Origin of the sequence: Microcoleus sp. POL10_C6 (genome assembly GCF_036701585.1) — a bacterium.
GTDB lineage: Bacteria > Cyanobacteriota > Cyanobacteriia > Cyanobacteriales > Microcoleaceae > Microcoleus.
Window position 1 is genome coordinate 56,449 of record NZ_JAUBRB010000024.1, and the last position, 26,061, is coordinate 82,509.

Consider the following 26,061-nt stretch of genomic DNA (forward strand, 5'->3'; position numbering starts at 1 on the left):
ACTCCCCACCATTTCCTAAAAATTCACAATTTTTTACAAAACACCCGAAACCCCAGCAAAGTCAATATTTCCCAATCTAGAATCTAAAATCCCATAACTTTCTCCCTCTTCCCCACTCACTCCCCCACTCTCCGACTCCCCACCATTTCCTAAAAATTCACAATTTTTTACAAAACACCCGAAACCCCAGCAAAGTGAATGTTTGCCAATCTAAAATCTAAAATCTAAAATCTAAAATCCCATCACTTTGCTCTCCCGTGACCCAACTGATCCGAACTCACTTCGAGTTTGCCTCATCCACTAGCGCCTTTATGACCGTTCCACTTACCCACACAAGCCATCAACTGCCTGCATCCTAGCCCCAAAGCCAAAAGCCCAGATTGTTTGAGAAGTTAATTTTTGTTTTGTTTTTGTACCTCTTTATATTAAGAAAGTATTCTAAAATCAATTTAAAATCTAAAAATAATCTAAAAATAGATTTTTATATCAAAAAACCAGTTAAGATTGCTAAAGATGCAAAATAAACAAATTTACTAGCATTTTCATTTAGACGCCCCCTTTCTTTTCATCGCAAGTTAGCTAATAATGCTTTCAACGAGGTGACTAAGGGCTGAGTCCAAAATTGGTCTAACCCAAAGACGGATACAAGCCCCAAACAAAAGTAGTCGAGAGAGAAAATTTTAGTTAGAGAGAAGCCCCAGATTCATCTGTGGAGTCCATTCTTTAATCTCAAATTTGAAATCTCAAATCGACTGACAGTAAGGGAATTGCAATTGGGCTATTGCAATTGGGCTATGGCAATTGGGCGATCGAAAAAAAGCATGAGAACCCAGCCCTCATCGTTTTGATAGAAACCTATAGGAGAACAAAGAGTGAAACTCGCAGTTTACGGAAAAGGTGGAATTGGTAAATCGACAACAAGCTGCAACATCTCCGTTGCCCTAGCCAAGCGCGGCAAAAAAGTTTTGCAAATCGGTTGCGATCCAAAGCACGACAGCACATTTACCCTCACTGGCTTCTTGATCCCCACAATTATTGACACCCTTCAGCAAAAGGACTATCACTACGAAGACGTTTGGCCCGAAGATGTCATCTACAAAGGCTACGGCGGCGTTGACTGCGTAGAAGCAGGCGGCCCTCCCGCAGGAGCTGGCTGCGGCGGCTATGTAGTCGGCGAAACCGTCAAACTGCTCAAAGAACTCAATGCCTTCGACGAATACGACATCATCCTGTTCGACGTGCTCGGTGACGTAGTGTGTGGCGGTTTTGCAGCCCCCTTGAACTACGCCGACTACTGCATGATTGTTACCGACAACGGGTTCGACGCTTTATTTGCAGCCAACCGCATCGCCGCCTCAGTCCGCGAAAAAGCCCGCACTCACCCGTTGCGGCTCGCCGGTTTAATTGGCAACCGCACCTCAAAGCGCGACTTGATCGACAAGTACATTGACTCTGTACCGATGCCGGTGCTGGAAGTGCTGCCCCTGATTGAAGATATTCGCGTTTCTCGCGTCAAAGGCAAAACATTGTTTGAGATGGCCGAAAGCGATCCTTCCCTCAACTACGTCTGCGATTACTACCTCAACATCGCTGACCAGATTTTGGCAATGCCCGAAGGAGTAGTACCCAACGACACGCCAGATCGCGAATTATTTGCCTTACTTTCAGATTTTTATCTAAATCCAGTGCAACCGGTGGTCAAGAAGGAGGAAGATGAGCTAGACCTGATGATGGTTTAATAGGTCTAGCGATCAGGATGAGGATAAAGAGGTTATGGCTTTTTTTGATACTTTTTCAGTTGCTCTCAAACAGAAGTGGTTGGACTACTACCAGGTAAATCGGGCTTGGCTGCTCCTGCACATGACGGCTGAGAACACGGTCGCCACACCCGACGGCGGGAAAAGGCCTGTTTCTTACCTCATCCTGGGAATTGCGGCTGCCCTGGAGCCGGAACTCCAGCAATTAATGCTGCCCTTCTCAAAACTCAAGCCGGATGCAGACAGCCTGATCGAAGTGTTGGGACTCAATTTTGACCCGGACATCGCGCTGGGTATGCCCTCAAATATCGCGCCGCAGACGGCCGGTAAATCTCCAACACCCACAGCAGCTCAAACTGCAACTGCAGCACCCGCCGCAGCTCGAACTGCCACTGCAGCACCCGCCGCAGCTCAAACTGCAACTGCAGCACCCGCCGCAGCCAAATCTAATAAATTGGGCGGTGCTGCCTTGGCAACAGCCGGAGTAGTCGCCGGAGTCGCCGGAGCAGCAGGTCTGGCAGCAGCAGCGTCAGCACTGAGCTCAGAGGAGGAATCCTTCGATGAGTTTGAGGAAGAAGCGGTCTCCGACTTCGACATGGGCGATGACGAGGAAGAAGCGGTCTCCGACTTCGACATGGGCGATGACGAGGAAGAAGCGGTCTCCGACTTCGACATGGACGATGACGAGGAAGAAGCGGTCTCCGACTTCGACATGGGCGATGACGAGGAAGAAGCCTCGGCTTTGGACGGTCTCGGTCTCGAAGACGATGAGGAAGACGCCGTATCTGACTTTGATATGGGCGACGATGAGGAAGACGCCGTATCTGACTTTGATATGGGCGACGATGAGGAAGACGCCGTATCTGACTTTGATATGGGCGACGATGAGGAAGAAGAAGCTTTGGCTTTGGGCGGTCTCGACCTCGGCGATGACGAGGAAGATGAAGCCTCGGCTTTGGGCGGCCTCGACCTCGGCGATGACGAGGAAGATGAAGCCTTGGCTTTGGGCGGTCTCGACCTCGGCGATGACGAGGAAGATGAAGCCTCACAATTTGGGACTTTGACCTCTGGAGATCTCGAAGCGGGGATTTCCGATCCGTTTGGGGAAGAAGATGCAGAGTTTGTCGCCGAAGAAATACCCGATCCTTTTGGGACAGCGACCTCAGATGACCTAGATATGGATCTGGGCGACTTGGACGATGACGGTATTGACGATTTCTCTGTATCTGATGACGATGACCTCGACGATCTCGGACTTGACGATCTGGGGGAAGCAACTACCGGAGATCCTGACGAAGATGATTTAGATGCTCTAGGTCTCGGCGATTTGGATTCCGACGATGAGGATGAAGAAATTTCCGGCTTTTTATCTGATTTTAAGTGAGGTTGTTGCGATCGCCCGCATCTCTTCTAGTCTTGAAGTTTCCCGCTCTATTTGTGAGTTGTGAGTTGCGAGTTGTTAATTTTTAATTAGCTCAAACTCACAACTGCCAAAAGGCTTTTTGCCTTAGCGATGTGAAGTAAACTAAATCCCTGCTGTGAGGGATTGTATGCCCTCGCGCAGAATTTTTTAGCCAGAATTTGGGATGCTGCGGCTGCTGCGGAAATATTGAGTGGTTGCATCTATTTTTCACAGGAATTAGCCCAAAAATAGGTATTTCTATTTATTGTTCGCTGTGCGTCGCGATCGCACTTTCACAGGTGTTTTCTCGCCGCTGCGCCTGTTCGCGTTCGAGAGGAAAAAAACCTATTTCTCTCGTCCGCGAGAGCAACGAGGCGATCGCAAAAAATCAGGTATTTCCTCGCTTAGCGAGCCTGTCCTGTTTCAGACTAAAAACAATTTAAAGGGAGAAGATTTGAGATATGACTGCTATTACTACTAATGAACCGGAAGCTTTAAACTTTGAATGCGAAACAGGCAATTATCACACTTTTTGTCCGATTAGCTGCGTAGCTTGGCTTTATCAAAAAATTGAAGATAGTTTTTTCTTGGTCATCGGTACCAAGACTTGCGGCTATTTCTTGCAAAATGCAATGGGCGTGATGATTTTTGCTGAGCCTCGCTATGCGATGGCTGAGTTGGAAGAGGGCGATATTTCCGCTCAATTAAACGATTATGATGAGTTGAAGCGGCTGTGCTTGCAAATTAAGCGCGATCGTAACCCCAGCGTAATTGTCTGGATCGGCACTTGCACCACCGAAATCATCAAAATGGATTTGGAAGGGTTAGCGCCGAAACTCGAAGCAGAAATTGGCATTCCCATCGTCACAGCCCGCGCTAACGGCTTGGATTACGCTTTTACTCAAGGGGAAGATACCGTTTTAGCAGCGATGGCTGCTAAATGCCCTGAGAAAGCGCCCGTGATGGAATCTCAGAAACAAGAACGCAATGCTATCTCTCAACTGCTGAATTTCGGTAAGAAAAAAGAGGAAGTTGCAGCAGATGAATCGGAATATGTCAAGCACACACCGCTGGTACTTTTCGGTTCTTTGCCCGATCCGGTTGTTACTCAGCTAACTCTAGAATTGAAGAAGCAAGGAATCAAAGTTTCCGGTTGGCTTCCTTCCAAGCGCTACACTGAATTGCCAGTCTTGGAAGAAGGTTATTATGTATCGGGCATGAATCCGTTCTTGTCGCGTACTGCTTCTACGTTGATGCGCCGCCGCAAGTGTAAGCTAATTGGTGCGCCATTCCCGATCGGCCCTGACGGAACTCGCGCTTGGATTGAAAAGATTTGCTCAGTGTTGGGAATTGAACCAAAAGGTTTGGACGAAAGAGAAGCGCAAATCTGGGCAGGTTTGGAAGATTACCTGCAAATAATTCGCGGTAAATCTGTCTTCTTTATGGGCGACAATTTGCTAGAGATTTCTTTAGCACGTTTCTTGATTCGCTGCGGCATGACTTGCCCGGAAATCGGCATTCCTTACATGGACAAGCGCTATCAAGCAGCCGAATTGGCTTTGTTAGAAAAGACTTGTCACGAGATGGGAGTTCCTACTCCTCGGATTGTGGAAAAACCAGACAATTACAATCAGCTTCAGCGGATTTACGAGCAGAATATTGATTTGGTGATTACTGGTATGGCTCACGCTAATCCTTTGGAAGCGCGGGGAATTAATACTAAGTGGTCTGTTGAGTTTACTTTTGCTCAAATTCACGGCTTTGGTAATGCGCGGGATATTTTGGAGTTGGTGACTCGTCCGCTGCGCCGGAATAATTCGCTGAAGGATTTGGGTTGGGGTAATCTGGTGAAGAATGAAGCGAAGGTTTAATCATTTTTAGTAAGATAGTAGGGTGGGCTTTGCTCACCTTATTTTTTTTGGAACCGCTGATGAAGGCAGATTGACGCAGATGAACGCGGATGAAGAGTGCGATCGTACTTTTAGTTAGAAGATGAAAGTCAACCTTAAATCTCTAGATTATTACTTGAGTCTGAAATATCCTATCAATTTTTATCCAGAATCTGAAGGTTATACAGCCATAATAAAAGACCTTCCGGGTTGTATGTCTGTGGGGGAAACTTTGTGGGAAGCGATGGAGAATATTCAGGAAGCTAGGGAATTGTGGATAGAGACTGCTTATGAGTGCGGCGATGAGATTCCTTTACCTGCTAAAAGTTAAAGTAGGGTGCGTCGCTTCGACAATTCTCGGCAATAGTAGCTATCCGATTGCTCGGATTGAGATTTAAATCATGAGTAACCGCCGATAAAAACTCTTCTATTCCATCAAGCAATGGCTGTTCGTTTATACTTTTCTCCACCAAATATATTAACAACATATAATTTCTGGTCGCATCAAATGTATGTGGGTCGGTGTAACTCAAATCAGGAATCACTGAGTGGCCACCTATAATACCGGGTATATGCTCTATCCAGCTCTCTGTATTTTGGTTGACACCTTCTCTAGCAGCATAGGCACAAGCAGCCGCAGCAACATCAGCTATTTGTATGCCAGGAAATTTATCGGATTCCACAAATTGAACTTCTTGGGATAGATTAAATGTAATGGGTTCTTCTACTCCTTGAAAAAAGTCAGTATAAATCTTATCCTCTCTCCCAATCATAGTATCCAACAGTCCCTTGTTTTCTTTTAGTGGTTTACTAACATCACAAAAAACTTTAAGTTGGTTAAACTCTTTTCCCCAGTCACAGAGAATAGACAACAAAGCCGGGTACGAAAGCTCTAAAATCCACTTGCCTATATCAGTTCCTTGTAAAGAGTTTAATTCTTGATTAATAGTATCTCTATGATGAATACAGAAAGTCTTTATGCCGTCGAGTATAGGCGAAATATCAGGTGTTTTTGAAGAACTAAAAAGATAGTTAAGTTCTGTGTCCTCCAAACTTCTCATAAGCTTCTGAAAATCGCTAAATATTTTTTCAGCATCCGCGCTCTGAGATACAAACTCTACATATAAAATGTTGCTGATAAATCGGTGAAATTTTATCTGGTAAAATAGAGAGTTTTTTTCTGATAAAACTGGCTCAAATATATATTCATACAATTTGCAAGCTAAGTTGAATTTTTTATGATATACAGCTACTTTTATGCGATCCTTAAAATTTATCAATATCTCAGCTATTACCTTTTGACCCTTGGAAGATTTAAGAAGGTTTCGACCTTTTAATTCGCCACCTTGTAGCTTATAATTTTGAATTATATTATTTACATATTCTGTAGCTTCTTCATGGTTAATTGCTACACTTGCATAAGCAAAAATCGGTGAATCTCGGTCCATAAGATTATTACCATTGCAACCTGATTCATCGCAGTAAATTTCTTGAATGGTTTGTTTCATAGGGATTTTTAGTTTAATTGTGAGGAGTGTGTATTACTCGTAATTTTTGTAATATAACATAAAATTACAAAACCACACCACTTCAGAAATGAAACTTAACAGCCTCCTTTCACAAAGGAGAATTAACAAAATAATACAGGACTTGGTATTTGAGTACGCTCATAAAAACTGCTTGCTATGATAAGAGAGTGGGTCGATCGCACTTTTTCCCCAACCCCTCCAAAATCCCAGGCTACACCCCTGTAACACGATCGCAGGTACCATCGCCTATAATCGAAACTAGCCCAACTCTCATCAGTTGAGAAACCGCCATGAGTCAAGAGAAGGAAGAAATTAGCTATTCAGAGAAAACAGAACGTCTCAGAGTTATCGGTCAGTTTATCAAAACTGTGACACCGATGATTTGGACGATCGTAATTTTAGTAGTCATCATTCCCCTATTAGGTAACTTTCTAATTTCCCAGTCACTAACAAATACCGGAACCACAGCAGTTGTAGTCTCGCCACCACACGATTTTAGCAAAGTCAACCAAGACGTTAAAAACGCCATCCAACAATCCCATATAACAGCCGAAACTTTCGCATCCAAAGAATTGGACAAATGGGAAACCGAAGTAATCGCGCGGGTTGACAATAGTTTCCTCGATTGGTACTTTGATTACTTTACTCAAAAAAAGATGGAGTTTACCGTACCTTTTAACTTCGTGAAATCTGCCGTACTCAACAGATTTGATATGACAGCAGCATCTCGTGCTGTTTCCGAAAAATTAACCGAAGACTTTCAAAGAGAATTTGCTAACCGCGTGCTGGTTCCCAAAAACGCTCAACTGCGATTTCAATTAATAACTCAAGATACTGCTAATTTGTACATATCAGAAGTTAGCAAGAATGTGAAAGTAGTTCAAAATAATTATAATATACCGCAAGTACAGTGGGACAAATATCTGAACGATATTGCCACCACAATTAGCGACAAAGGAAACGTCTCGAATTTATCATTAAAAGTATTAGTTGGCGGCAGCGGCTACTTAGTTGCTAAACCCTTAATTTTGGGAGTAGCAGCTAAAGTTGGTAGTAAAGTTACCGCAAAAGTTGCTAGCAAAGCCGCCGCCAAGGTAGCCACAAAAACAGGCGGTACAGTTGCTAGTCAGTTGGGAGTGAGTTTAATCGACCCGATTGTCGGCATCGGGATTATCATTTGGGATTTGTGGGATTACAATCACACAGTCAAAGTAGAAAGACCGATTTTGCGGGAACACATTGTAGAATACTTGAAAGATGTCAAAAAGTCCCTGCTCACAAATCCTGAAAGCGGAATCATGGCAGCAATTTATCAGTTAGAAAGTGGTCTTCTCAAGTCACTTTAATCATTAAAATCTCGTCTGAATGATGTGTGTAAATCCCCGAAATGTGGTAATTTTACTGCAAGAATAAAAGGGGGTAGACAAGTAGTTAGGGCTAGCAGCGGGTACTCCAAATCGCTACTGTGCGCGATCGAACACCCGACTGTGGGCGATCGCACTCATGTAGCAAAAAAATAGAGAAAAATGAATTTTAAGCAAGGGAAAAAAAGAGAGGATGTTGGGACAAAAAGAAGAATTGCACAACTTTATTTACCCTAAAAAGATATCCCGTAAGCGACGATAAAACAAGGCTTTAGACTCATATTACAGGGATTTAGTTGTCGCCATTTTTAAAAAATTAGCGGTCGATTATGACTTGTGGCATTTACAGCAGAAGAATTTAAAAGCTCCGATTGACAGGGTAGATTTCGGGCGGGAGTGCGTTTTAGCGATGAAGATCTACGGCGAGTCTTGTACGGAATTGCTGAATTATTTGACGGAGTTGTTTTAGTTCAAAAAGGCCTAACTTCTAAGCAGGAAGCTTGGTCGGCTTGGTCGAAATTGGGGCAAGGAATCGAACCGTTGATGAAATAGTCGAAAGTCAGGGATCGAGTCGGCTGTTGCGATCGCCCCCTGAGACTAAAATCAAGTAAAAGTGCAAGTATTGGTCGATCGACCCCCGTTACTCGACTATATTTGGATTCAAGGTTTGCTATACTCCAGAAACAGACACATATTAACCTTTGGAAAATCAATAGGCCGGAGCTATGACATCCTATGCAACCTCTACAGCAAGAGCCGAGATGAGTGAGATCCGGCGCTTGAAAAACATACTGCCCCCAGAACTCCAAAGTTGGGTAACAGTAGAAAAAACAATAGAAGTTAATCCTACCCTGATCCGCAGCGAAGAAATAGGCAAAGACCAGGTAGAAATCCAAATAGACCTGATCCGCTGGGAACAGCTAGCAATGGATCAGCGCAACCTCCTATTTTGGCACGAAGTCGCCAGAATCCAAAACGACACCATCCCCAGAGACGGTTGGGAAATGGCAGCCCTCGCCATTGGTTTAGGCGGCGCCGTCGGCGAACTTTGGGTGCAAGACGGCTTGCTGCTGCTACTGGCCCTATCCCTGTGTGGCGTCTCCGGCTGGAGACTTTTCCAAAAAAACAACGGAGAGAAAAGTTTAAAAGAAGCAATAGACGCCGACGAAAAAGCCCTGGCCCTGGCCACCCGCTTCGGCTACACTCTCCCAAACGCCTACAAAAGCCTCGGCAGCGCCTTAAAAACCTTAATTGAGCAAACCTCCAAAAAACAGCAGCGGGCTAAATACGAAGCTCGTCTCCAGGCCCTCAAACGCAACGCAGCCAAAGCCAAAGCCAAAGTCAAACCCATCACCCGCGAAACCTCCCAGTCAGAAAACGTCTACAATTCTTAACCTCATCCCCCGACGCTGGTTACGGGGGTTTTCCAGTTAACCGTTAACTGTTGACTTGTGGGTTAGCTGTTAACTGTTAACTGCGATGGCTATCCGGTGCAAGACAGGCACCAAAATGATTAACGACAAGATTAATCGGCCTGAATCCACAAAAATCTTGATTCCGATGTTAAAGTTTGGCCGCGACTGCGTTCAAAAATCTTTGGGCCAAAACTGGCACTGGTAGACTTAAGTCTATTTTTGCCTTTGATATCATTCTCGGCGGGCGAGTTTGCAGGCGTTTTTGTAAAGTTTGTATAAAGCTAGCCTTTTGTTAACCATAATATTTGGTAAAGGTGGAGCTGCTAGGACAGAATAGGCTAAAGACATAAGCTTGAAATTTGAAACCAGGACTTCATGGTCAGTCAAACCCCAGAGGCAGATTTTCGGGTAACGTACTCGGACGAGATTCCCTCAGTTCACATACCCGTGCGCTTGAGCGTACTTGAAGCTGTAAACTTCAAGACAACCTGCCAGCAACTTTTTTCGGAAAGCACCACCGTTCCCAGCAAGATTGTCCTAGACTTCAGTCAGACGACATTCATCGACAGTAGCGGGATCGGTGCTTTAGTCAGCAATCTGAAATTTGCCAAACAGCGTGGTAGCGACTTGGTGCTCCGAAGCCTCAAGCCGCAGGTGATGGCAGTATTTGCTCTCACCAGCCTAGATCAAGTGCTAACGATCGAGCAGCCCTCTGCAACCTCAACTCCCACAGAGACCAAGCCCTCGGACAATCAGCTACCGATGACCCACCCCTCAGTGCAATCGTGGGTGAAGCGGCTGATAGACATTGTTGGGGCAATAGTCGGTTTGATAATTACAGGAATTTTGCTCGTACCCATAGCTGCAGCCATCACTATCAACGATCCAGGCCCGATATTTTTCGGTCAAACCCGCTGTGGCTGGATGGGCAGACAATTTCGGATTTGGAAATTTCGATCGATGTGTACCAACGCCGAAGCCATGAAAGCCCAAATCAAAAATCAGGCTTCTGGCGCATTTTTCAAAAATGACAACGACCCGCGGATTACCAAGGTCGGGCGCATCTTACGCAAAACCAGCCTCGACGAACTGCCGCAGTTTTGGAACGTGCTCAAAGGCGAAATGAGTCTAGTCGGCACTAGACCGCCTACCCCAGACGAAGTTGAGCGTTACGAAGTCCCTCAGTGGCAGCGTTTGGATGTCAAACCCGGGATGACAGGGGAATGGCAAGTCAACGGTCGCTCTCAAGTCCGCGATTTTGAAGATGTCATCCGTTTAGATTTAAAATACCAACAAAACTGGAGCCTGGTGTATGACCTCAAACTAATTGTCAAAACTGTAACAGTCCTGTTTAACAAAAATAGTGGCGCTGTTTAGGAACCCTCAACAACCCACCACTGAACTTTGAGGTGCTGTTGCCAACGAGGGGGGCGGGAACTCGAACTCGATACTTAGTCAAGCAGACGATCGCTAGCGGTACCTACGTTAGCATTAAGTGTTAAAATTCACACGCCCAGAAAATGCACAGCTAGTTGCCAGCTCTGCAATCAGAGCATTAATAATTAGCAATTGGCGAGTTCGAGGTCATACTCAAATGATCCCAGCATGATTTTCGAGGACGAGAAGAACTCACCTGTGTTTAGAAAAGTAGCGACTGCTAACACGGTCGAAGCTTAAATCACTTCCTCGCAAGCTGACTCGGGAATTTTCCCTATTTAAACGCCCTACCGAGGCGGATTACAGTATCGGAAGTCTCTCATTTGCTGTGCGAGTAAATGGTGCGAAAGGAATGCTCACCTTGAGGCAAAACGGGCTTCTTCAACTCAAGCTTGACTTAACTAATATGTTGCCAAGACCTTGCCCTCCTTTTTCTCTCCCTCCGGCGCTGAGTACAGCGGTGGTGGGGGCCGACCAGGGGGAAGAAAGATGAAAGACAAGCAACCAAAGGCCGAGTGGCACCTGCAGGTTGAAACAGACCTGAATGCTTTAACATCCGTTTTGGAATGGTTGGAGAATATCGTTTTGCCCATGATACCAGCGGATTTCTGGTGGCAGTGCCGGCTGATAATCAACGAAGGCTTTACAAACGCTGTCCGACACGCTCACCAGAACTTGCCCCCCACGACACCCATCGACATTGAGGTAAAAGTGTTTGCCGATTACTTAGAAATTAGGATTTGGGACAGGGGTCAACCCTTCAACTTAGAAGCAAAGCTGCACTCAATCATGCAAGAGCAGCGCGATCCTTTGGACAGAGAGGGAGAAAGGGGACTGGTGTTCATGTACAAGCTCACAGACGACCTTCGGTATATCCGTACCGACGATCGCCGAAACTGCCTGGTAATGCGAAAAAACATTACCTGAGGGCGTGATACCCGCCCGGTCAGGGCGGCTTCTTTCGCAAGGAGTGGAAGATCCCCTCGCTCCCCTATTGTCCTACCCGGAACCCAACCACATCCTCGGCAATTCTGCGGGTACAGGCTCGATGCACGCGGCTGGAGGACAATTTGCTTCAAAATAAATATTATGCGTATTCTAATTTATTCATATAACTACTATCCAGAGCCGATCGGCATTGCCCCCCTGATGACAGAACTAGCGCAAGGCTTAGTCAAGCGCGGCCACCAAGTCCGAGTCGTCACAGGAATGCCCAACTATCCGCAGCGCCGGATTTATCCGCAATATGAGGGCAAATTTTACCTTACAGAAGAACACAACGGTGTCACAATTCAGCGCAGCTATCTGCGCGTCAACGGCCCCCACCCCAGCCTCCTAGACCGACTTGTGCTAGACGGCAGTTTTGTTGTCTCCAGCGCCGTCCAAGCTTTCAGAGGCTGGCGTCCCGACGTGATTTTCTCGACAATGCCCCCTTTACCGATTTGCGTCCCAGTCGCCTTTTACGGCTGGATTCGCGCTTGCCCGATCGTCCTCAACGTTCAGGATATCGTCTCAGAAGCAGCCGTGCGCGTCGGCTTGGTCAAAAAAAACGGACTGCTAGTTCGCATTGCTGACGCTTTGGAAAAATTGGCCTACAGCACAGCCAGCCAAGTCAGCGTCATCGACAGCGGTTTTATCACCAAATTGCACTCTCAGGGAGTACCCCCGGAAAAAATAGTGTGCGTGCCCAATTGGGTTGATGTCAATTTTATTCGCCCCTTACCCAAGGAAAGTAACTCATTTCGAGAAACTCACAAACTCAAGGGCAAATTTGTCGTTCTCTACGCGGGCAATATTGCCCTCACTCAAGGCTTGCAAACAGTTGTCCAAGCAGCCGCTCGTTTGAAACACCTAACCGAAATCGCTTTTGTAATTGTGGGGGAATCAACAGCCTTGGCGCGCTTGCAACAAGATTGCGAAACTTACAAAGCTAATAATGTAATGCTGCTACCATTTGAACCGCGAGAAAAATTGCCCGAATTGTTAGCTGCTGCTGATGTTAGTTTAGTCGTACAAAAGCGCCGCGTTACTAACTTCAATATGCCTTCAAAAATTCAAGTAATTCTCGCCAGCGGTCGGGCAATTTTGGCTTCGGTTCCTGAAACTGGTACGGCCCAGAAAGCAGTGCAGCAGAGCGGTGGCGGGGTGGTGGTAGCGCCGGAAGATCCGCAGGCTTTGGCTGAGGCGGTTGAGGATTTGTACCTGCACCCTGCTAAGGTGGATGCGTTGGGCGAGCAAGGCAGAAATTATGCTGTGGAGAATTATGGATTTGAGGAAGCTTTGAATCATTATGAAGCTTTATTTGCGGCGGTGGCAGCGAGTCATGCTGAGAAAATATTGGCGCCTTTGCCCAAATAATATAAGCGATTGGAACCGTGCCTAGTTAGAGTCTCACAAAATGTTCCTAGCAGTACAAAAATAACGTTCTTTAACGTAAATACCAAAAAAATTAAAGACTGATGTTTGAGCGATTTAAGTCCCCTATCTACGAGAATGAGAACTGTCTCCTCCGCCATCCAGAAAGCCCTGACTACCCCGATTAAAAGTAAAATACAGATTACTGAAAAAGACTTTTGACTTCCCGTTACAACCATGTTGATTAAAGTTTTTAGGGAATTTTTTATGTTGAATTAACAAAATAATCATAAAAATTCCCAGAGAAGCAAGCAGCGGCTAAACGACAAAATAACCTTGGATGGCACGGACTAAAAATAGAAAAAATGAGATAATTACCAAAAATAGCAAGCCCATTAGACTAATTGTTCAGGTAGGGACTGTTTTGAAGATTCCAGGAGTTACCAGAAAAGATAACGTATCTGCCAAACAGCCGATCGCCCCCTTCACCCCCTTCGCCCCCTTCACTCCTCCCCATCCCAGATATCACCACACCGCTGTGTGCCCGACACAGCAGCCGATCAAAACAAAACGCTAAAATAGTAGATCCTACAATGGAGGAGTTAATATTTGACACTTGTACCCGCGCGCGAAAACGTCCTAGCTTGGCTGTCAGACAGAGTTCCTGCTGCCCGTATCAAACATATTCTGGGAGTCGAACAGACAGCAGGTGACTTGGCTCGCCATTACGGCCTCGACGAAGCAAAAGCCCGAACTGCCGGTTTGTTGCACGATTTGGCAAAATACTTCAAACCTCAACTGCTGCTGCACATGGCCCAGAAGGAAGGTTTAGAGTTAGACTCAGTGTTGGAAGCACACCCGCATTTGCTGCACGCAGACGCCAGCGCGATCGTCGCCAGAGACGAATTCGGGGTGGTCGATCGAGAAATTTTGGACGCCATCGCCCATCACACCCTCGGCAGACCAAACATGAGCCAGCTCAGTTGTACCGTATTCATAGCAGATACCATAGAGCCAAGCCGCGGCAACACAGCCCAACTAGAAGCACTGCGCGAGGCAAGCTGGCAAAATCTTTATGCAGCCGTGTGGCAAACTAGCGATTATTCTGTTAAATATTTGCTAGAAACTCGCTGCTACATCCACCCCCGCACCGTACTTACCCGCAATTGGGCGCTGCAAATGGCTCGATCGCCGGAAACAGGAAATTCGACGAAGCAGTCGATCGAACAAATCACAAGTTAAAAGTAAAATTTACCAGAAATTCTGTCCTTACTTTTGGCTTCAACCTAACTCCTATTTCCCGTCTCAAACTGCCAACAATCGAAAGCGAATAGCTCACCGATTCCCCCTTACCCTATCAATTAGGAAATTAAACACTGAATGTCAGATCTAACTCAACTCGAATATTCCAGGGCCCAGTCTACAGCAACGGGCGGCACCTCCTCAGACGAAGCCCGTGGCATGATCATGACCGTTGCCCAAGCAGCCGATGACCGCAAAGCAGTAGATATTGTATTGCTCCGGGTGGCAGAAGTATGCTATTTGGCAGACTACTTTGCGATCATCACCGGATTTTCCAACGTGCAGGTACGAGCCATCTCCCAAGCGATAGCAGACCAAGTTGAAGAAGAGTGGCAACGCTTGCCACTACGTACACAAGGCCTATCAGACGCTAGTTGGGTCGTCATGGACTACGGCGACGCGATCATTCATATTTTGAAGCCTCAAGAGCGGGAGTTCTACAATTTAGAAGCGTTCTGGGGACACGCCGAACGCATTGACTTTTCCCCCACGCCGTGAGGATTGCTAATGTGAAAAACGTTTCTGCTTCTATTTGTCCCGTTCCGCAAGAACAGCGACCGATCAATGAATACCAAGAACTTAAAGAATCCTGGTTTTTTAGCTGGGTAACACTCAATTGGCCCGGATACCTGGCCAAACTAGCTTGGGTGTGGGCTTGGAGTTGCTTGGTATCGGGGCCGATAGCTGCTTCTAGCTTTGCTCCCCTCAAGTATCCAGCTCAGTTTGTCCTGTGCGGTGCCGCAGGTGCCGGTTTTATTCTAGGATTAGCTTTGCTGCGACTCTACTTGGGTTGGTTCTACGTGCGATCGCGCCTTTCAAATCCCACGGTCGTCTACGAAGAGTCTGGCTGGTACGATTGTCAATCTTGGCCTAAAACTCCCGAAGTTTTGCTTCAAGATCAGTTGATTGTCAACTACCAACTAGAACCAATTCTCAGGCGTCTGCGGCAAACATTTTATGGTTTGACAGTGTTGCTGGTTGCCGGGGGACTAACTTGGAGTTGTTTGTAATCGGGAATGGAAGGGAGTTTTGAGTTTTGAGATTGCCGCCCACAGCCAACAACGCACACGGAGTGCATGAGTGAGAAACGATCGCAGAAAGATTAACTTTATAACTCTTAACTGGCAGCTCGCAACTCATAACTTCCATCGGCCCCAATCTAAAATCTAAAATCTAAAATCTAAAATTGATATGACAAGGGGAAAACGAACCCAAGCTCCCGAACTGGAAGTCACACTGCTGCGCGAAGGTATTGTGGAATCGAGGCACCGCGCCCAGGCCGCTGTCTGCGACAAGCGCGGGCGCGTTCTGTCTGTTGCCGGTAACTCGGAAACGGCCACATTTGTCCGTTCTTCACTCAAGCCTTTTCAAGCTTTGGCGGTGACGGCGACTGGCACTTTAGAACGCTACGAATTGACCGATCGAGATTTAGCGATTATTTGCAGTTCCCATCAAGGTACGATCGAGCAATCGCGCCAGGTATTTAACGTCCTGTGGCGCTGCGACATTGACCCCTCTAAACTTCAATGCCCCATTCCCGAAGGCAAAAAGAGCGCCCTGCAATACAACTGCTCCGGGAAACACGCCGGAATGCTGGCTGTCTGCCAGCAACTGCACTGGCCCTTGGACACTTATTTACGCCGCAAACATCCTGTCCAGCAGCTTATTTTGGGCAAAGTGGCTGAGTTGCTGGCAATGCCTGCCGAAGAGTTTATCAGCGCTCGTGACGACTGCGGCGCTCCTACCTATTTGTTGCAGTTGGGGCAAATGGCCTCTTTGTACGCTAAGTTGGCTTCCGGCGACAATGTGGAGATGGAGCGGATTGTCCGCGCTATGACTCATCACCCGATGATGGTTGCCGGTGAGGGCAAATTTGACACGGAACTGATGCGCTTGACTCAAGGGGAATTGGTGAGCAAGTCCGGCGCCGAAGGGGTGCAGTGCATTGGCCGCGTTGGCGAAGGCATGGGCTTGGCAATTAAGGTGACGGATGGAGGAAAGCGCGCTCAATTTGCTGTGGCGATTCACTTGCTCAAGCAGTTGGGGTGGATTACTCCGACGATCGCCGAAACTCTGGCGGAGACTTACCTAACTCTCAGCGAGTTCAAGCGCTTGGAGGTAATTGGGGAAGTTTCGATGCTTTAGGGCGATCGAGACTCGCTCGCCGATTTCAGCAACCCCTCCCATAATCTAAAAAGTTTTTTTGATTTAGGGGTTGCAATTTTCAGAAAGATATGTTTATATTAGTAAAGAGACAAAAAACGACGCGGGATAGAGCAGCCTGGTAGCTCGTCGGGCTCATAACCCGAAGGTCAGTGGTTCAAATCCACTTCCCGCCACCAAATTAAACAAGACAAGCCCCGGCAGCCTAAAAGTTGCTGGGGTTTGTTTTATAGCTTCTATTTGATGCCGAGTGCGATCGCCTCTTCGACAGATTGAAAGCAGTTTATTTTAGGCGGCAACAAAAATGAGGACACAGCACTGCTGTGTCCCTACTGTATATTTGTATTTTTCTAATTGGGACAAATTGACACTCCCTCAACCTAAACACTCAACCCTATACTTTTCGACGACCGTTTGTGCAAGCTTTATGTGTCAAAAAATTGCAATCCGATATCCATATTTTTTAACTCAGGATTTTAAATTTCTAAGCCGGCTGAGCTTGCAACCAATCAAAAATTAGGTTTAACTGTTCCAGTGTAACTAACCCGTACTGCCACAGAACCATCGGCAGTTCGCTGGCATCTTGTTCACCGTGTCGGAGAGCAACGGCGATCGCAGAATTCGATATTGCCAACTCTCCCCGCAAATAATCGATCAGTTGAGCCTTTCTCATCACCTTCACCGCCAGTTTTATGCGCTATTGTAAAGATATGTATCTAATGGGTCTGTATCGGAAGTTTAATTGGTCTAATTCTAGGTTCACAATAGAGAACCTTGTGTGATCGAAACCGCACAAAACTTGTGATAAAACTCTGATAAAAAAGCGATCGCAGTCACAATAACTCCGAGAATCAAAAATTCGGTTCCGCGATCGCTCGCTTCCTTTAAATGAATTCATTTAAAATTGCTAAAGTCCTAGTTGAAGCTGAACTCCCGCTTCTGTACCGCTGTCGGTTTGTTTTGGAGGTAAAGGATTTCCTTGACGCTGGGCGTCAGAAGGAGTAGTAATAAATTCCAATGGGCCCTCGATTTTGAGGCGAAATCTGTCGCCCAAGCTTCTTTCCCTTCTAGCAGAATTAGCCGCCGTTTCTGGTTCACCAATCAAGTTTTGGTAGTCCGAGTCTAAGGTTCTGTCCTCCACAGTCCTCAACGAGTCCCCAGATAAAGTCGTTTCCGAATATTGGGGCGTTGGTTGCAGTCTTTGTTGGGCGAGAACCGCCGGGGTCAAACCGATAAAAATTGAGCTCAGTCCGAGAGCAGTGCCAAGAGTAGCAATAACTGCGTTCATCATCCATGCCTCCGCTAGTTGCATCCTACTATGCTTATTTTACCTAGTCGCAATTAAGTTGCACTCTATCAAAAGTAGCTGCTTGTGGAGATATCAATTGCAGTTGCTGTGAAAACTTATAATTTTCGATCGCGCTATCGGTCAAATAGAACTGACGCAGCAACCAGGTTGAAACGCCAAAATACCTCATTTCAGGCATGAGTCAACCAAAAACTCGATTGGTTTGATTAGCCCCCGTCAGGATGGGAAAAATAGTTAGTGCTGGACGCACGGGCGGCTATCCATCGGTTGTTTTTCACGAAAATAGTTCGTTGCAGCCCGCCGCCACGCTAAAAACACCAGGTTTTAGATACCAGTCTAAAAAAAGAATGGAACAGCAGGCAAGTTCTAAACCCTTACAGAATCTCTTTTTCCCAATTATTTAATTCTTTAATCTCAAAATCTATAATAATATGAGCGTGTAGAGTACGTCCAAGATTGATACTGCATTCATCTCGATGCCAATGTTCCCAAAGCTCGCGATCGCGCTAAGATGGCGGTGGCAGTCGTTAAAAATTCAGTTGCCAGCGGCAGATTCCGAGTTATTAACAGCACTTTGCCTACTAAAACCATCTCAACTTCAAAACCTGCGCTCATCAATTTGTACTTGACCCGAATGTTGTGGGTTAATAATAGTTCTGCTTTACCATGCCAATCAAATATCTAACCGACCCGATTTTAAAAATGTCGGGCAAAGTGCCAATTCGCATCGTCCTTGTTGTGCCTTTTGCCCTTCAGACTTTCGCTGCGGTAGGGTTGACGGGGTGGCTGTCGCTGCGGAACGGGCGCATAGCCGTCAACGATGTTGCCGCACAACTGCGAACAGAAGTCACATCGCGTATCCAGCAACATATTAATAGTTATATTGAAACGCCACACCAAATCAATCAGCTCAATCTCGATGCCATCCGTCTCGGCATTGTGAACGTGCGGGATAGTGATAGTTTGCAACGCTACTTCTACAAACAAATCCAAATTTTTGATAAAATTAGCTACATTCAATTCGCATCCGAAGAAAAAGATTTTATTGGAGTTGAACGCCTCGACGACGGCAAGTTGCAAATTCAGATTTCTAATCAATCTACTGGCTATAATTTGCAGGGCTACGGGCTGTCAGAGTTGGAGGAACCAACCAAGCTGTTAAAAACTACTCTCAACTACGACCCCCGTGTCCGACCTTGGTACATAGCTCCGGTGCGCGCAGGCCAACCGACTTGGAGTAAAATCTATAATTATTTTGACGCTCCCAAACTAGCGATTACGGCTGCTCAACCAGTTTATGGCGAGGATGGTAAACTGATTGGCATCCTGGGTTCTGACTTGGCACTTTCCAAGCTCAATCAATTCTTGGAAACTCTAAAAATTGGCAAATCAGGACAGACTTTTATTGTAGAAAGGTCTGGGCAATTGGTGGCAAATTCTACTCTGGAACCGCCATTTATTGTTAGCAATGGTGTTGCGAAACGGATTGTGGCAACCAGCAGCAAGAATGTTCTAATTCGATCGAGTGCCCGCTATTTGACAGAACGCTTCGGGGATTTGCACAAAATTGACAGATCTCGCCAGTTAGATTTTACGATCGACGGTCAACGGCAATTTCTACAAGTGACGCCACTCTCAGACAGCAGGGGTCTCGACTGGTTGATTGTGGTGACGGTTCCTGAAGCCGATTTTATGGAAAGGATTAATGCCAACACTCGGTATACTGTGGTGATGTGTCTGGGTGCTTTGGTGCTGGCAACGGCGATTGGCGCTCTAACTTCTAGGTGGATTGTTGTACCGATTCGGCGTTTGAGCAAGGCTGCGGAGGCTTTGTCACGGGGAGAATGGGACGGGATGGCGGTAGATTCCCGCTTGATGGCGTCTGTAGAGCGGGAGGATGAGGTGGGTGTCCTGGCTCGCTCCTTTAATATGATGGCAGATCAATTGGAAGAGTCGTTTACTACTCTCGAAGATCGGGTAGAATCTGCGATCGCCGACAAAAATCAATTAATTATTTCTCTGAAAAACTCGCAGCAAAAACTGGCTCTCCATCTTCACCAAACTCCTTTGGGAGCGATTGAATGGGATCTCAACTTTGAAGTAGCGGAATGGAATTTGTCAGCGGAAAGAATTTTTGGATACAACCGCTTGGAAGCTATGGGACGCCACGGAGTCGATCTCATAGTTCCTGAAAGTGCTAAGGAGTATGTCAGGCAACTATCTATAACTTTGCTCACTAATAAAGGAGGAGTTACCAGTCTTAACGAGAACCTCAGAAAAGACGGCAAAATTATTCTTTGCGAGTGGTACAATACGACTTTGGTTGATGCTGACGGCAGCATCATTGGGGTGGCATCGCTGATTCAGGATGTGACTGAATTTCACAGTGCTGTGGAGAAGTTACGGGCTAGTGAGGAGCGGTTTCGCCAGTTGGCAGAAAATATTCATGAGGTATTTTGGATTAGAGAACCCAATCAAAAGCAGCTAGTTTATGTGAGCCCTGCTTGCGAAAAAATATGGAATTTGAGCTGTCAGAGTTTGCAGTCAGAACCGGAGGCTTTTTGGGATGCTATTCACCCGGAGGATCTCGATCGCGTCAAGGCTGCTTTTGCGAAACAGGTGCGGGGCGATTATGATGAGGAGTATCGGGTAGTGCGATCCGACGGTTCAGTTTGCTGGGTGCGCGATCGGGCTTTTCCAGTCCGCAGCCAAACCGGAGAAATTTACCGCATCGTGGGTATTGCCGAAGATATTACCCAGCGCAAATTAGCAGAAGAATTCCAAAAAGTAGCCCAAACCGCTCAAGCTGCAAACCAAGCCAAAAGCGCCTTTTTAGCTAACATGAGCCACGAATTGCGAACTCCCCTCAACGCGATTATTGGTTACAGCGATATGCTCAAAGAAGACGCTGAGGATTTAGGCTGCGAAGATTTTATCCCCGACTTGGAAAAAATTCAAACAGCGGGCAAACACTTGCTATCTTTAATTAGCGACATTCTAGATATTTCTAAGATTGAAGCGGGGCGGATGGAACTTTACCTAGAAACTTTCAACCCGGTCAATTTAATTGACGAGGTAGTTTCTACTGTCAAACCCTTGGTAGATAAAAATTCTAATAAGTTTGAAGTTGATTGTGCTGACGATTTGGGCATGATGTATGCTGACATTACCAAAACTCGTCAAATATTGCTCAACCTGCTGAGCAATGCAGCCAAATTTACGGAACATGGCACTATTAGCCTCTGTATTGAAAGAGTTAAACATGACAGCTTAACCACTCAAGAAATAGCCGAACCTTCCGACTCAATAATTTTTCGCGTAGCTGATACGGGCATTGGGATTCCCCCCGAACAATTGCAGCATTTATTTCAAGCATTTATGCAGGGCGACGCATCAACTACGCGCAAGTATGGCGGCACGGGTTTGGGATTGACTATTAGTCGTCACTTTTGCGTGATGATGGGGGGCGATATGCACGTTGAAAGCGAGTTAGGTTGCGGTTCAGTTTTTACTGTGTGCTTGCCGGCCTGCGTTGAATTATTGGTCAGCAGTTAGTCTTGCTATCCGGGACGCAATTGTTAGACAAGAAACCAGGTTTATTGACAAAAAACCTGCGCTTTTAGATAATTTATGAGCAATAAACCAAGGTGATCATAGGATACACCATAAGTCCTAATCCTAGCTAATTTCCCGTTTTTGCCGCCCCAAAAGTTGGGCTGTTAATACGCCACCGACAAAGCCAAAGAAATGCGCTTGCCAGGAAACTCCCGGCTGCGAGGGCAAAACTCCCCAAATTAAACTGCCGTAGAAGAAACCGACAATTAAAGATAACAAAATAGATGTAAAGCTGCGTTCAAAATAGCCCCGCAGCAGCAAGAAGCCGAAGTAACCAAAGATTAATCCGCTGGCACCAATGTGAACGGAGTTAGGCGCGCCAGTCAGCCAAACTCCTAATCCACTGACTAGCACAGTGACGGCACTCACGATAAAAAAGTCGCTAATTTCTCGCAGCATAATCAACCAACCCAATGTCACAAAAGGGAGGGTATTGGCGGCTAAGTGAGCAAAACTGCCATGCAGAAAAGGCATGAACAGGATGCCTTCAAGTCCGTCGAGGCTGCGGGGGCGGACTCCGTAGGCATTCAGCCTGCCTTGGAATAGGAATACATCGACAATTTCGATAATCCAGAGGAGGGAGACGAAGCCACCGAGAATGGCGGCGTGGCTTTGCAATTCGCGGGTGATAGCTTTGGTTTCTGGGTTACTCATGGGTGGTGAGGGCGGTGATACCGATTTTTTCTCATTGTAGAAGTTTCTGGGCGATCGCGAGCAAAGATTGTGGGGTCGAGGTTTCACGGTTTTTTGCAGCAGAGCTTATTTAGAAATATTATAAGTTTTATTAAAAGTTCCGCATTTTCACGTATAGGATAATTCACCTGAATGCGTCACAATTGTAATTGAACTACAAAAGGAGAGTCAACCGAAGGTTGAAGCTAGAACGTAGAAGACAGAATTTTTACCCTATCAATCAATTGTTGGGCTTGAAATGAGGACAGTTTTTAGAGCGAACACCGTCTTTAAAAAAAATCAGGAACTACTTTTCTCGCCCTAAGTCATTAATTTAAGAAGTTCAATCCGGTAAAGCCAAACGAGATGCTGTAGATACTGATTGTAGATAATATGGCACAAGCTCTACAAAGAGTTATTGGCACCTCGTTATAAAAGAGGAAGAGAGCAAAATGAACGTATTTGAGCATACAGTCTCCTACCGAACTCTGCCAAATTGGGTAGGATTTGGCAAACAAGAAACAGCCGTTAATGTCGCTACAAATTCTCAACCTTACGGTCAAAAGCCACACTTTGACCCCTTGCATCCGCTAAAACAATGGCTTGATAACACTGCAATTAAAAGTCAAAAGTTGGCTCGGTTGCTGTGTAAGTTTATTCCCAGCCAGTGTCCGTTTGAGCGAGAAGTCAAAATTGGCGATCGCACTTTATTATCCATTCCGCCGCTGTGCAAGTTAAATCCGCTTTACGAGCAAGTGGTAGGGCTGCGCTTTCGTGCTTTATGTTATTTGGCTGACGAGTGTGGCGAAGATGTAACTCCTTATTGTTAATTCTGCAAAAAATTAAATTTCTCACTGTCTTTTCACCCTCCCTTCTCCTTGTTGGGGAGGGTTTTTTTATTTTGAGATTATTCGGCGCTTGAAACCTGTTATATCAATTCCGGTTGCACCGGAATTATCGTTGACTGTTGACTGTTGACTGTTGACTGTTGACTGTGAGTAGAAAAACTGAATGGTTGAGTGTTAACTGTTGAGTCGATTTTATTATTCCGATGCAACCGGAAACGATATTAACCTCAAACTCAAATGTGGCGAAGCGCCGGTCATTTGAGTTCGAGGTTAAATTACACAAACTTTTGTCTGCCTCAGCAGAAAAGCCAGATATTCTCTTAGATCCCCGGCTTTTTGAAGAAGTCGGGGCTTGAAAGAGCGATCGCATTTAAATACTAAAGGGAGCGAATCACTCGTTGTTCGAGAATGCGTTTGCCTTTGTTATAAATACTAAGGCTGGCTCCTGTAACGATGTAATCGTAGGTGCCATTTTTTGCCACATAACCAGTCCCCTCTTCAGTTCGAGCACGCAGGGCAATTGTGCTGCCGTTACTCTTTTTAACGCCGTAGTAATATAGTTGATTGGCGTGGTTGTAGCACAGATAAATCCGAAAGTTGCTAGTCTCGAAATAGTTTTCCACTTTCTGTCTTTTGCGAGCACAAAAATCCCTCACCAGTTTTTGGGGAGTGGATACATTAGCTATTTGTATGGTTTCAATCGGAGACTGAGTGCGAGACGCTGTTGGTGCAGTGCTTGTGTTCGATTGTCCTATAGCCAAGGTTGCTGCTGGATTGCTGGCAAATAGCATTAAACCGAGTAAGCTGGTTTGTGTGAGTCTTGCTGTGAAGTTCATAAGTCATTCGTTTAAAATATGTTGATGCGTCTAATCTAGGTAAGTTGGATTGATGAGGGCGATCGAACAGTACAGTTTTCACAATTGGCCTCAAGGAGGAAATCCTTGGATGCAATTTCCGTTTCCCCTGAGATGGGGTACTATTCTCAATAAGCTTTTAGGGGCAGGCTAGAAGCCCGCCCCACAATAGGATTGAATGTATAGTCGAAATATCGTTACTGAGAATGATATTTTTCTGTGAGTTTCCCTGCACCTGACTAGCCGACGGACAATTAAAAAACTGGCACTTTCGATTGCTGAGAGGACTTATGTACTAATACGCGATCGCGAGGACAAAGCAGAGAATTATTTTAAATATTGGGCGCCAACTGCGGGCGCTGATGCTAGTTTTCATCAATTTCGATAAGTGCGATCGGGCGACACGCCCCCGTAACCCACGAGGGAAGTCTTTACGTGTCGCTTTTGGGATCTTCAGGCCCTGAGGGTACTTCTCCCCTTTGTTGGGCTTCCAATAAAGCCGTTTCCACGAGAAAGGCTATCAGGTTAGCCGTGGATCTGCCTTGCTTGTCAGCCCATCGATCCAAAGCTTCATATACGTAATCAGGAAAGGTAACGTGAACGCGCTTGCTCAATGTAAATGTTTGTTTGTTTGCCAACGCTCTTAATGGTACAAGCTTACGCTCCCGATCGTGTTGTTACCCTATTGTTAAAAATCTACTGACACATATTTGGGCTTATTATGTTACAATTCGTCTAATCCCATCAAGGCTCAGTCAAAAGCCAGTCCGATGCTTTCCGAGGGCTCAGGACTGGCTATGGCTCCAATTAACAAAGGAGATACACCTATTATGCCGTATGAGAAACGTCTCAGACCCTGGATTGTGGTTCGTTTGCTTCCGAATCTACAAAGGGTCGTTGTCGGTCGCTTTCGCAGTTGGTCTGATGCAGAGGGTCATTTGCGAGTTCTCAAACAACTGCTTCCCGGTGCTCTATTGACTCTAGTTTTCGATCCGATCGATTAATTTTGGTTGTGAGTTGATAAGCGTGCGATCGCCCTTGGTTTGAGAAGGGCGATCGCCTTTTCTAAGCTAAGACAAACTTTTGTCTTTTACCTATGTAAAAGCTTCTAATATCCTAGTCATGGGAATAAAAAGTGAAAGTTCATCGCCTTCTAAGGCAATGAACTCGTATTGCAAATAAAATCCCTTAGCTTGTTCGTTCAATGCGTCAACTATCACTCCCAATACTCCTATATAGCCTTTCTCAGAAAGATGAGGTACGACTGGGCATAGGGCATAGGCCTCCGTGGGCATAGGCCTCCGTGGCCTCCGTGGGCATACCTCACTTTTTTGAGAACCGCTATATCTTCCGACAAACGAATCACTCTGTTAAAAGCATCGACTAGCAGTGTCTCACCTAGTTTTTTACCCTGCATTGATTGAGTTACCGCCAGTTTGCCGATTCGCATAACTGGAAGGGGGTAACGCGGCAACCCTTTTCTGTAATTTTCAGGCAGTAACTCTAGTTGTAATTCAGCCATACTTATTGAATAATAGCCTGCTACTTGACCGTCACCGTCTTGAGGAATTGCCACCCAAGTTTTAGCAATGCCTTTTCTTTGATTTTGTCGGGCGTATTTTTTGAGATACTGATTTAACTCCGGCACACCGCAATCAAAATTCTCCCGAATCACCCTGCTATCATCTATAGAGCAAAAAATCCATTCCATTATTTATTTGCGATCGTATTTTTGCCGATACCTCTCGATCGCTGCTTTCAGCTTAGAGTTAAGTTCTGGTGGGTTTTCAATCGCTGAGGTAACAATTTCCCAATTGGGTTCGGAAAGAACGATCTTTTCTGGTTTAAGTGGCAGTTCTTGGGCTAGATTTAGAGCAACTTCGAGCAGATATTCGCTCAGACTAAGACCCCACAGGGTAGCTGCTTTTTCTAACAGTTCTTTTTGTTCCTGATTGATAGTTATCTCAAGGGTGCTTGTTTGGGGAGTTTGTGTAGGGGTTGACATATTTTTTCACTGAGAGCAAGGTTGGCTCATTTGATATTATAGCAATTTTTCAGGTGGGCGATCGCGCGTGATTTGAGCAGCGCGATCGCTCCTTCCTCGTGTTAAACTGAATCTAGCGGTCGTCTTAAGCAAGGAAAAAATAGCC

The 26,061-nt window shown here is 45.9% G+C and carries 29 protein-coding genes and 1 tRNA gene; 19 read left to right on the forward strand and 11 right to left on the reverse strand.

Translation table 11 applies throughout. The annotated features are described in order from the left end of the window. Positions 1-872 precede the first annotated feature (872 nt). On the forward strand, positions 873-1,739 hold the full coding sequence (gene bchL / locus QUA34_RS15575; RefSeq protein WP_006634709.1) for a ferredoxin:protochlorophyllide reductase (ATP-dependent) iron-sulfur ATP-binding protein: 867 nt from the start codon (positions 873-875) through the stop codon (positions 1,737-1,739). Between the two features lie 34 nt (positions 1,740-1,773). Next, positions 1,774-3,141, forward strand: coding sequence for a DUF5331 domain-containing protein (locus tag QUA34_RS15580; RefSeq protein WP_333388020.1), 1,368 nt, complete (start codon positions 1,774-1,776; stop codon positions 3,139-3,141). 86 nt (positions 3,142-3,227) lie between these two features. Here the strand turns inward: QUA34_RS15580 and QUA34_RS15585 are convergent, their stop codons facing one another. After that, positions 3,228-3,380 (reverse strand): hypothetical protein, encoded by a 153-nt coding sequence (locus tag QUA34_RS15585; protein WP_333321367.1) that lies wholly within the window; start codon positions 3,378-3,380, stop codon positions 3,228-3,230. Between the two features lie 240 nt (positions 3,381-3,620). Here QUA34_RS15585 and QUA34_RS15590 point away from each other — a divergent pair, with 240 nt between their 5' ends. Beyond that, entirely contained in the window at positions 3,621-5,030 is a 1,410-nt protein-coding gene (locus QUA34_RS15590) for a ferredoxin:protochlorophyllide reductase (ATP-dependent) subunit N (RefSeq protein WP_199292772.1), read from the forward strand. 121 nt (positions 5,031-5,151) lie between these two features. Beyond that, positions 5,152-5,379, forward strand: a complete 228-nt coding sequence (locus tag QUA34_RS15595) for a type II toxin-antitoxin system HicB family antitoxin (RefSeq protein ID WP_333331809.1) — start codon at positions 5,152-5,154, stop codon at positions 5,377-5,379. On the opposite strand, the gene QUA34_RS15600 is transcribed toward QUA34_RS15595, so the two are convergent. After that, entirely contained in the window at positions 5,369-6,556 is a 1,188-nt protein-coding gene (locus tag QUA34_RS15600; protein ID WP_333388022.1) for a DUF3800 domain-containing protein, read from the reverse strand. The two genes, QUA34_RS15595 and QUA34_RS15600, sit on opposite strands and share 11 nt — an antisense overlap. A 311-nt stretch (positions 6,557-6,867) precedes the next feature. Between QUA34_RS15600 and QUA34_RS15605 the strand changes: the two genes are divergently transcribed. The 12 genes from QUA34_RS15605 to QUA34_RS15660 all read left to right on the forward strand — a co-directional run bounded on the left by QUA34_RS15605 (position 6,868) and on the right by QUA34_RS15660 (position 16,792). Next, positions 6,868-7,923, forward strand: coding sequence for a hypothetical protein (locus tag QUA34_RS15605; protein WP_333388023.1), 1,056 nt, complete (start codon positions 6,868-6,870; stop codon positions 7,921-7,923). Between the two features lie 414 nt (positions 7,924-8,337). After that, positions 8,338-8,493 carry a hypothetical protein gene (locus tag QUA34_RS15610; RefSeq protein ID WP_333331818.1) on the forward strand — a complete coding sequence of 52 codons (156 nt, stop codon included), beginning with the start codon at positions 8,338-8,340 and terminating at the stop codon, positions 8,491-8,493. A 173-nt stretch (positions 8,494-8,666) separates the two neighbouring features. Further along, positions 8,667-9,335, forward strand: a complete 669-nt coding sequence (locus QUA34_RS15615; protein WP_333109239.1) for a DUF3318 domain-containing protein — start codon at positions 8,667-8,669, stop codon at positions 9,333-9,335. Positions 9,336-9,731: 396 nt separating this feature from the next. After that, positions 9,732-10,733, forward strand: coding sequence for a sugar transferase (locus QUA34_RS15620; RefSeq protein ID WP_333084651.1), 1,002 nt, complete (start codon positions 9,732-9,734; stop codon positions 10,731-10,733). A 549-nt stretch (positions 10,734-11,282) separates the two neighbouring features. Beyond that, positions 11,283-11,720 carry an ATP-binding protein gene (locus QUA34_RS15625; RefSeq protein ID WP_015178537.1) on the forward strand — a complete coding sequence of 146 codons (438 nt, stop codon included), beginning with the start codon at positions 11,283-11,285 and terminating at the stop codon, positions 11,718-11,720. 162 nt (positions 11,721-11,882) lie between these two features. Further along, positions 11,883-13,151 (forward strand): WcaI family glycosyltransferase, encoded by a 1,269-nt coding sequence (locus QUA34_RS15630; protein WP_333331822.1) that lies wholly within the window; start codon positions 11,883-11,885, stop codon positions 13,149-13,151. 337 nt (positions 13,152-13,488) lie between these two features. Continuing rightward, positions 13,489-13,725, forward strand: a complete 237-nt coding sequence (locus QUA34_RS15635) for a hypothetical protein (protein ID WP_333084647.1) — start codon at positions 13,489-13,491, stop codon at positions 13,723-13,725. A 32-nt stretch (positions 13,726-13,757) separates the two neighbouring features. Further along, positions 13,758-14,390 carry a bis(5'-nucleosyl)-tetraphosphatase (symmetrical) YqeK gene (gene yqeK, locus QUA34_RS15640; protein WP_333331825.1) on the forward strand — a complete coding sequence of 211 codons (633 nt, stop codon included), beginning with the start codon at positions 13,758-13,760 and terminating at the stop codon, positions 14,388-14,390. A gap of 138 nt (positions 14,391-14,528) precedes the next feature. Beyond that, a complete protein-coding gene (gene rsfS / locus QUA34_RS15645; protein WP_333331828.1) occupies positions 14,529-14,948 on the forward strand; it encodes a ribosome silencing factor in 420 nt (139 codons plus the stop codon). Positions 14,949-14,959: 11 nt separating this feature from the next. Then, positions 14,960-15,460: a CGLD27 family protein gene (locus QUA34_RS15650; RefSeq protein WP_333331831.1), complete on the forward strand. Its 501-nt coding sequence runs from the start codon at positions 14,960-14,962 to the stop codon at positions 15,458-15,460. Between the two features lie 181 nt (positions 15,461-15,641). After that, positions 15,642-16,595, forward strand: coding sequence for an asparaginase (locus QUA34_RS15655; protein WP_333084640.1), 954 nt, complete (start codon positions 15,642-15,644; stop codon positions 16,593-16,595). 120 nt (positions 16,596-16,715) lie between these two features. After that, positions 16,716-16,792 (forward strand) — tRNA-Met (locus QUA34_RS15660). A gap of 305 nt (positions 16,793-17,097) precedes the next feature. Here the strand turns inward: QUA34_RS15660 and QUA34_RS15665 are convergent. From QUA34_RS15665 to QUA34_RS15675, 3 genes are all read right to left on the reverse strand, one after another. Next, positions 17,098-17,286: a DUF2949 domain-containing protein gene (locus QUA34_RS15665; protein WP_333085816.1), complete on the reverse strand. Its 189-nt coding sequence runs from the start codon at positions 17,284-17,286 to the stop codon at positions 17,098-17,100. Between the two features lie 234 nt (positions 17,287-17,520). Continuing rightward, entirely contained in the window at positions 17,521-17,904 is a 384-nt protein-coding gene (locus tag QUA34_RS15670) for a hypothetical protein (RefSeq protein ID WP_333331834.1), read from the reverse strand. Between the two features lie 486 nt (positions 17,905-18,390). Then, complete coding sequence (locus tag QUA34_RS15675) at positions 18,391-18,537, reverse strand: hypothetical protein (protein WP_333233336.1); 147 nt, start codon at positions 18,535-18,537, stop codon at positions 18,391-18,393. Between the two features lie 51 nt (positions 18,538-18,588). Here QUA34_RS15675 and QUA34_RS15680 point away from each other — a divergent pair, with 51 nt between their 5' ends. Continuing rightward, positions 18,589-21,477 carry a PAS domain S-box protein gene (locus QUA34_RS15680; protein WP_333388032.1) on the forward strand — a complete coding sequence of 963 codons (2,889 nt, stop codon included), beginning with the start codon at positions 18,589-18,591 and terminating at the stop codon, positions 21,475-21,477. Between the two features lie 123 nt (positions 21,478-21,600). Here the strand turns inward: QUA34_RS15680 and QUA34_RS15685 are convergent, their stop codons facing one another. After that, on the reverse strand, positions 21,601-22,191 hold the full coding sequence (locus tag QUA34_RS15685; RefSeq protein ID WP_333388035.1) for a rhomboid family intramembrane serine protease: 591 nt from the start codon (positions 22,189-22,191) through the stop codon (positions 21,601-21,603). 470 nt (positions 22,192-22,661) lie between these two features. On the opposite strand from QUA34_RS15685, the gene QUA34_RS15690 reads away from it, so the two are divergent. Then, positions 22,662-23,039: a Mo-dependent nitrogenase C-terminal domain-containing protein gene (locus tag QUA34_RS15690; RefSeq protein WP_333048531.1), complete on the forward strand. Its 378-nt coding sequence runs from the start codon at positions 22,662-22,664 to the stop codon at positions 23,037-23,039. A gap of 395 nt (positions 23,040-23,434) precedes the next feature. Here QUA34_RS15690 and QUA34_RS15695 read toward each other — a convergent pair whose 3' ends face one another. Both QUA34_RS15695 and QUA34_RS15700 read right to left on the reverse strand, forming a co-directional pair. After that, a complete protein-coding gene (locus QUA34_RS15695; protein ID WP_333331843.1) occupies positions 23,435-23,893 on the reverse strand; it encodes a hypothetical protein in 459 nt (152 codons plus the stop codon). A gap of 449 nt (positions 23,894-24,342) precedes the next feature. Beyond that, complete coding sequence (locus QUA34_RS15700) at positions 24,343-24,549, reverse strand: ribbon-helix-helix domain-containing protein (protein ID WP_333108327.1); 207 nt, start codon at positions 24,547-24,549, stop codon at positions 24,343-24,345. Positions 24,550-24,708: 159 nt separating this feature from the next. Here QUA34_RS15700 and QUA34_RS15705 point away from each other — a divergent pair, with 159 nt between their 5' ends. Then, positions 24,709-24,915 carry a hypothetical protein gene (locus QUA34_RS15705; protein WP_333388073.1) on the forward strand — a complete coding sequence of 69 codons (207 nt, stop codon included), beginning with the start codon at positions 24,709-24,711 and terminating at the stop codon, positions 24,913-24,915. 90 nt (positions 24,916-25,005) lie between these two features. Here QUA34_RS15705 and QUA34_RS15710 read toward each other — a convergent pair whose 3' ends face one another. Genes QUA34_RS15710 through QUA34_RS15720 form a run of 3 tightly spaced genes read right to left on the reverse strand, consistent with a single transcriptional unit; the run spans position 25,006 to position 25,916 of the window. Then, positions 25,006-25,131, reverse strand: coding sequence for a hypothetical protein (locus tag QUA34_RS15710; protein WP_333388037.1), 126 nt, complete (start codon positions 25,129-25,131; stop codon positions 25,006-25,008). An 11-nt stretch (positions 25,132-25,142) separates the two neighbouring features. After that, positions 25,143-25,622: a GNAT family N-acetyltransferase gene (locus QUA34_RS15715; protein WP_333388040.1), complete on the reverse strand. Its 480-nt coding sequence runs from the start codon at positions 25,620-25,622 to the stop codon at positions 25,143-25,145. 3 nt (positions 25,623-25,625) lie between these two features. Beyond that, positions 25,626-25,916 (reverse strand): DUF1778 domain-containing protein, encoded by a 291-nt coding sequence (locus QUA34_RS15720; protein WP_333388041.1) that lies wholly within the window; start codon positions 25,914-25,916, stop codon positions 25,626-25,628. Positions 25,917-26,061 lie beyond the last annotated feature (145 nt).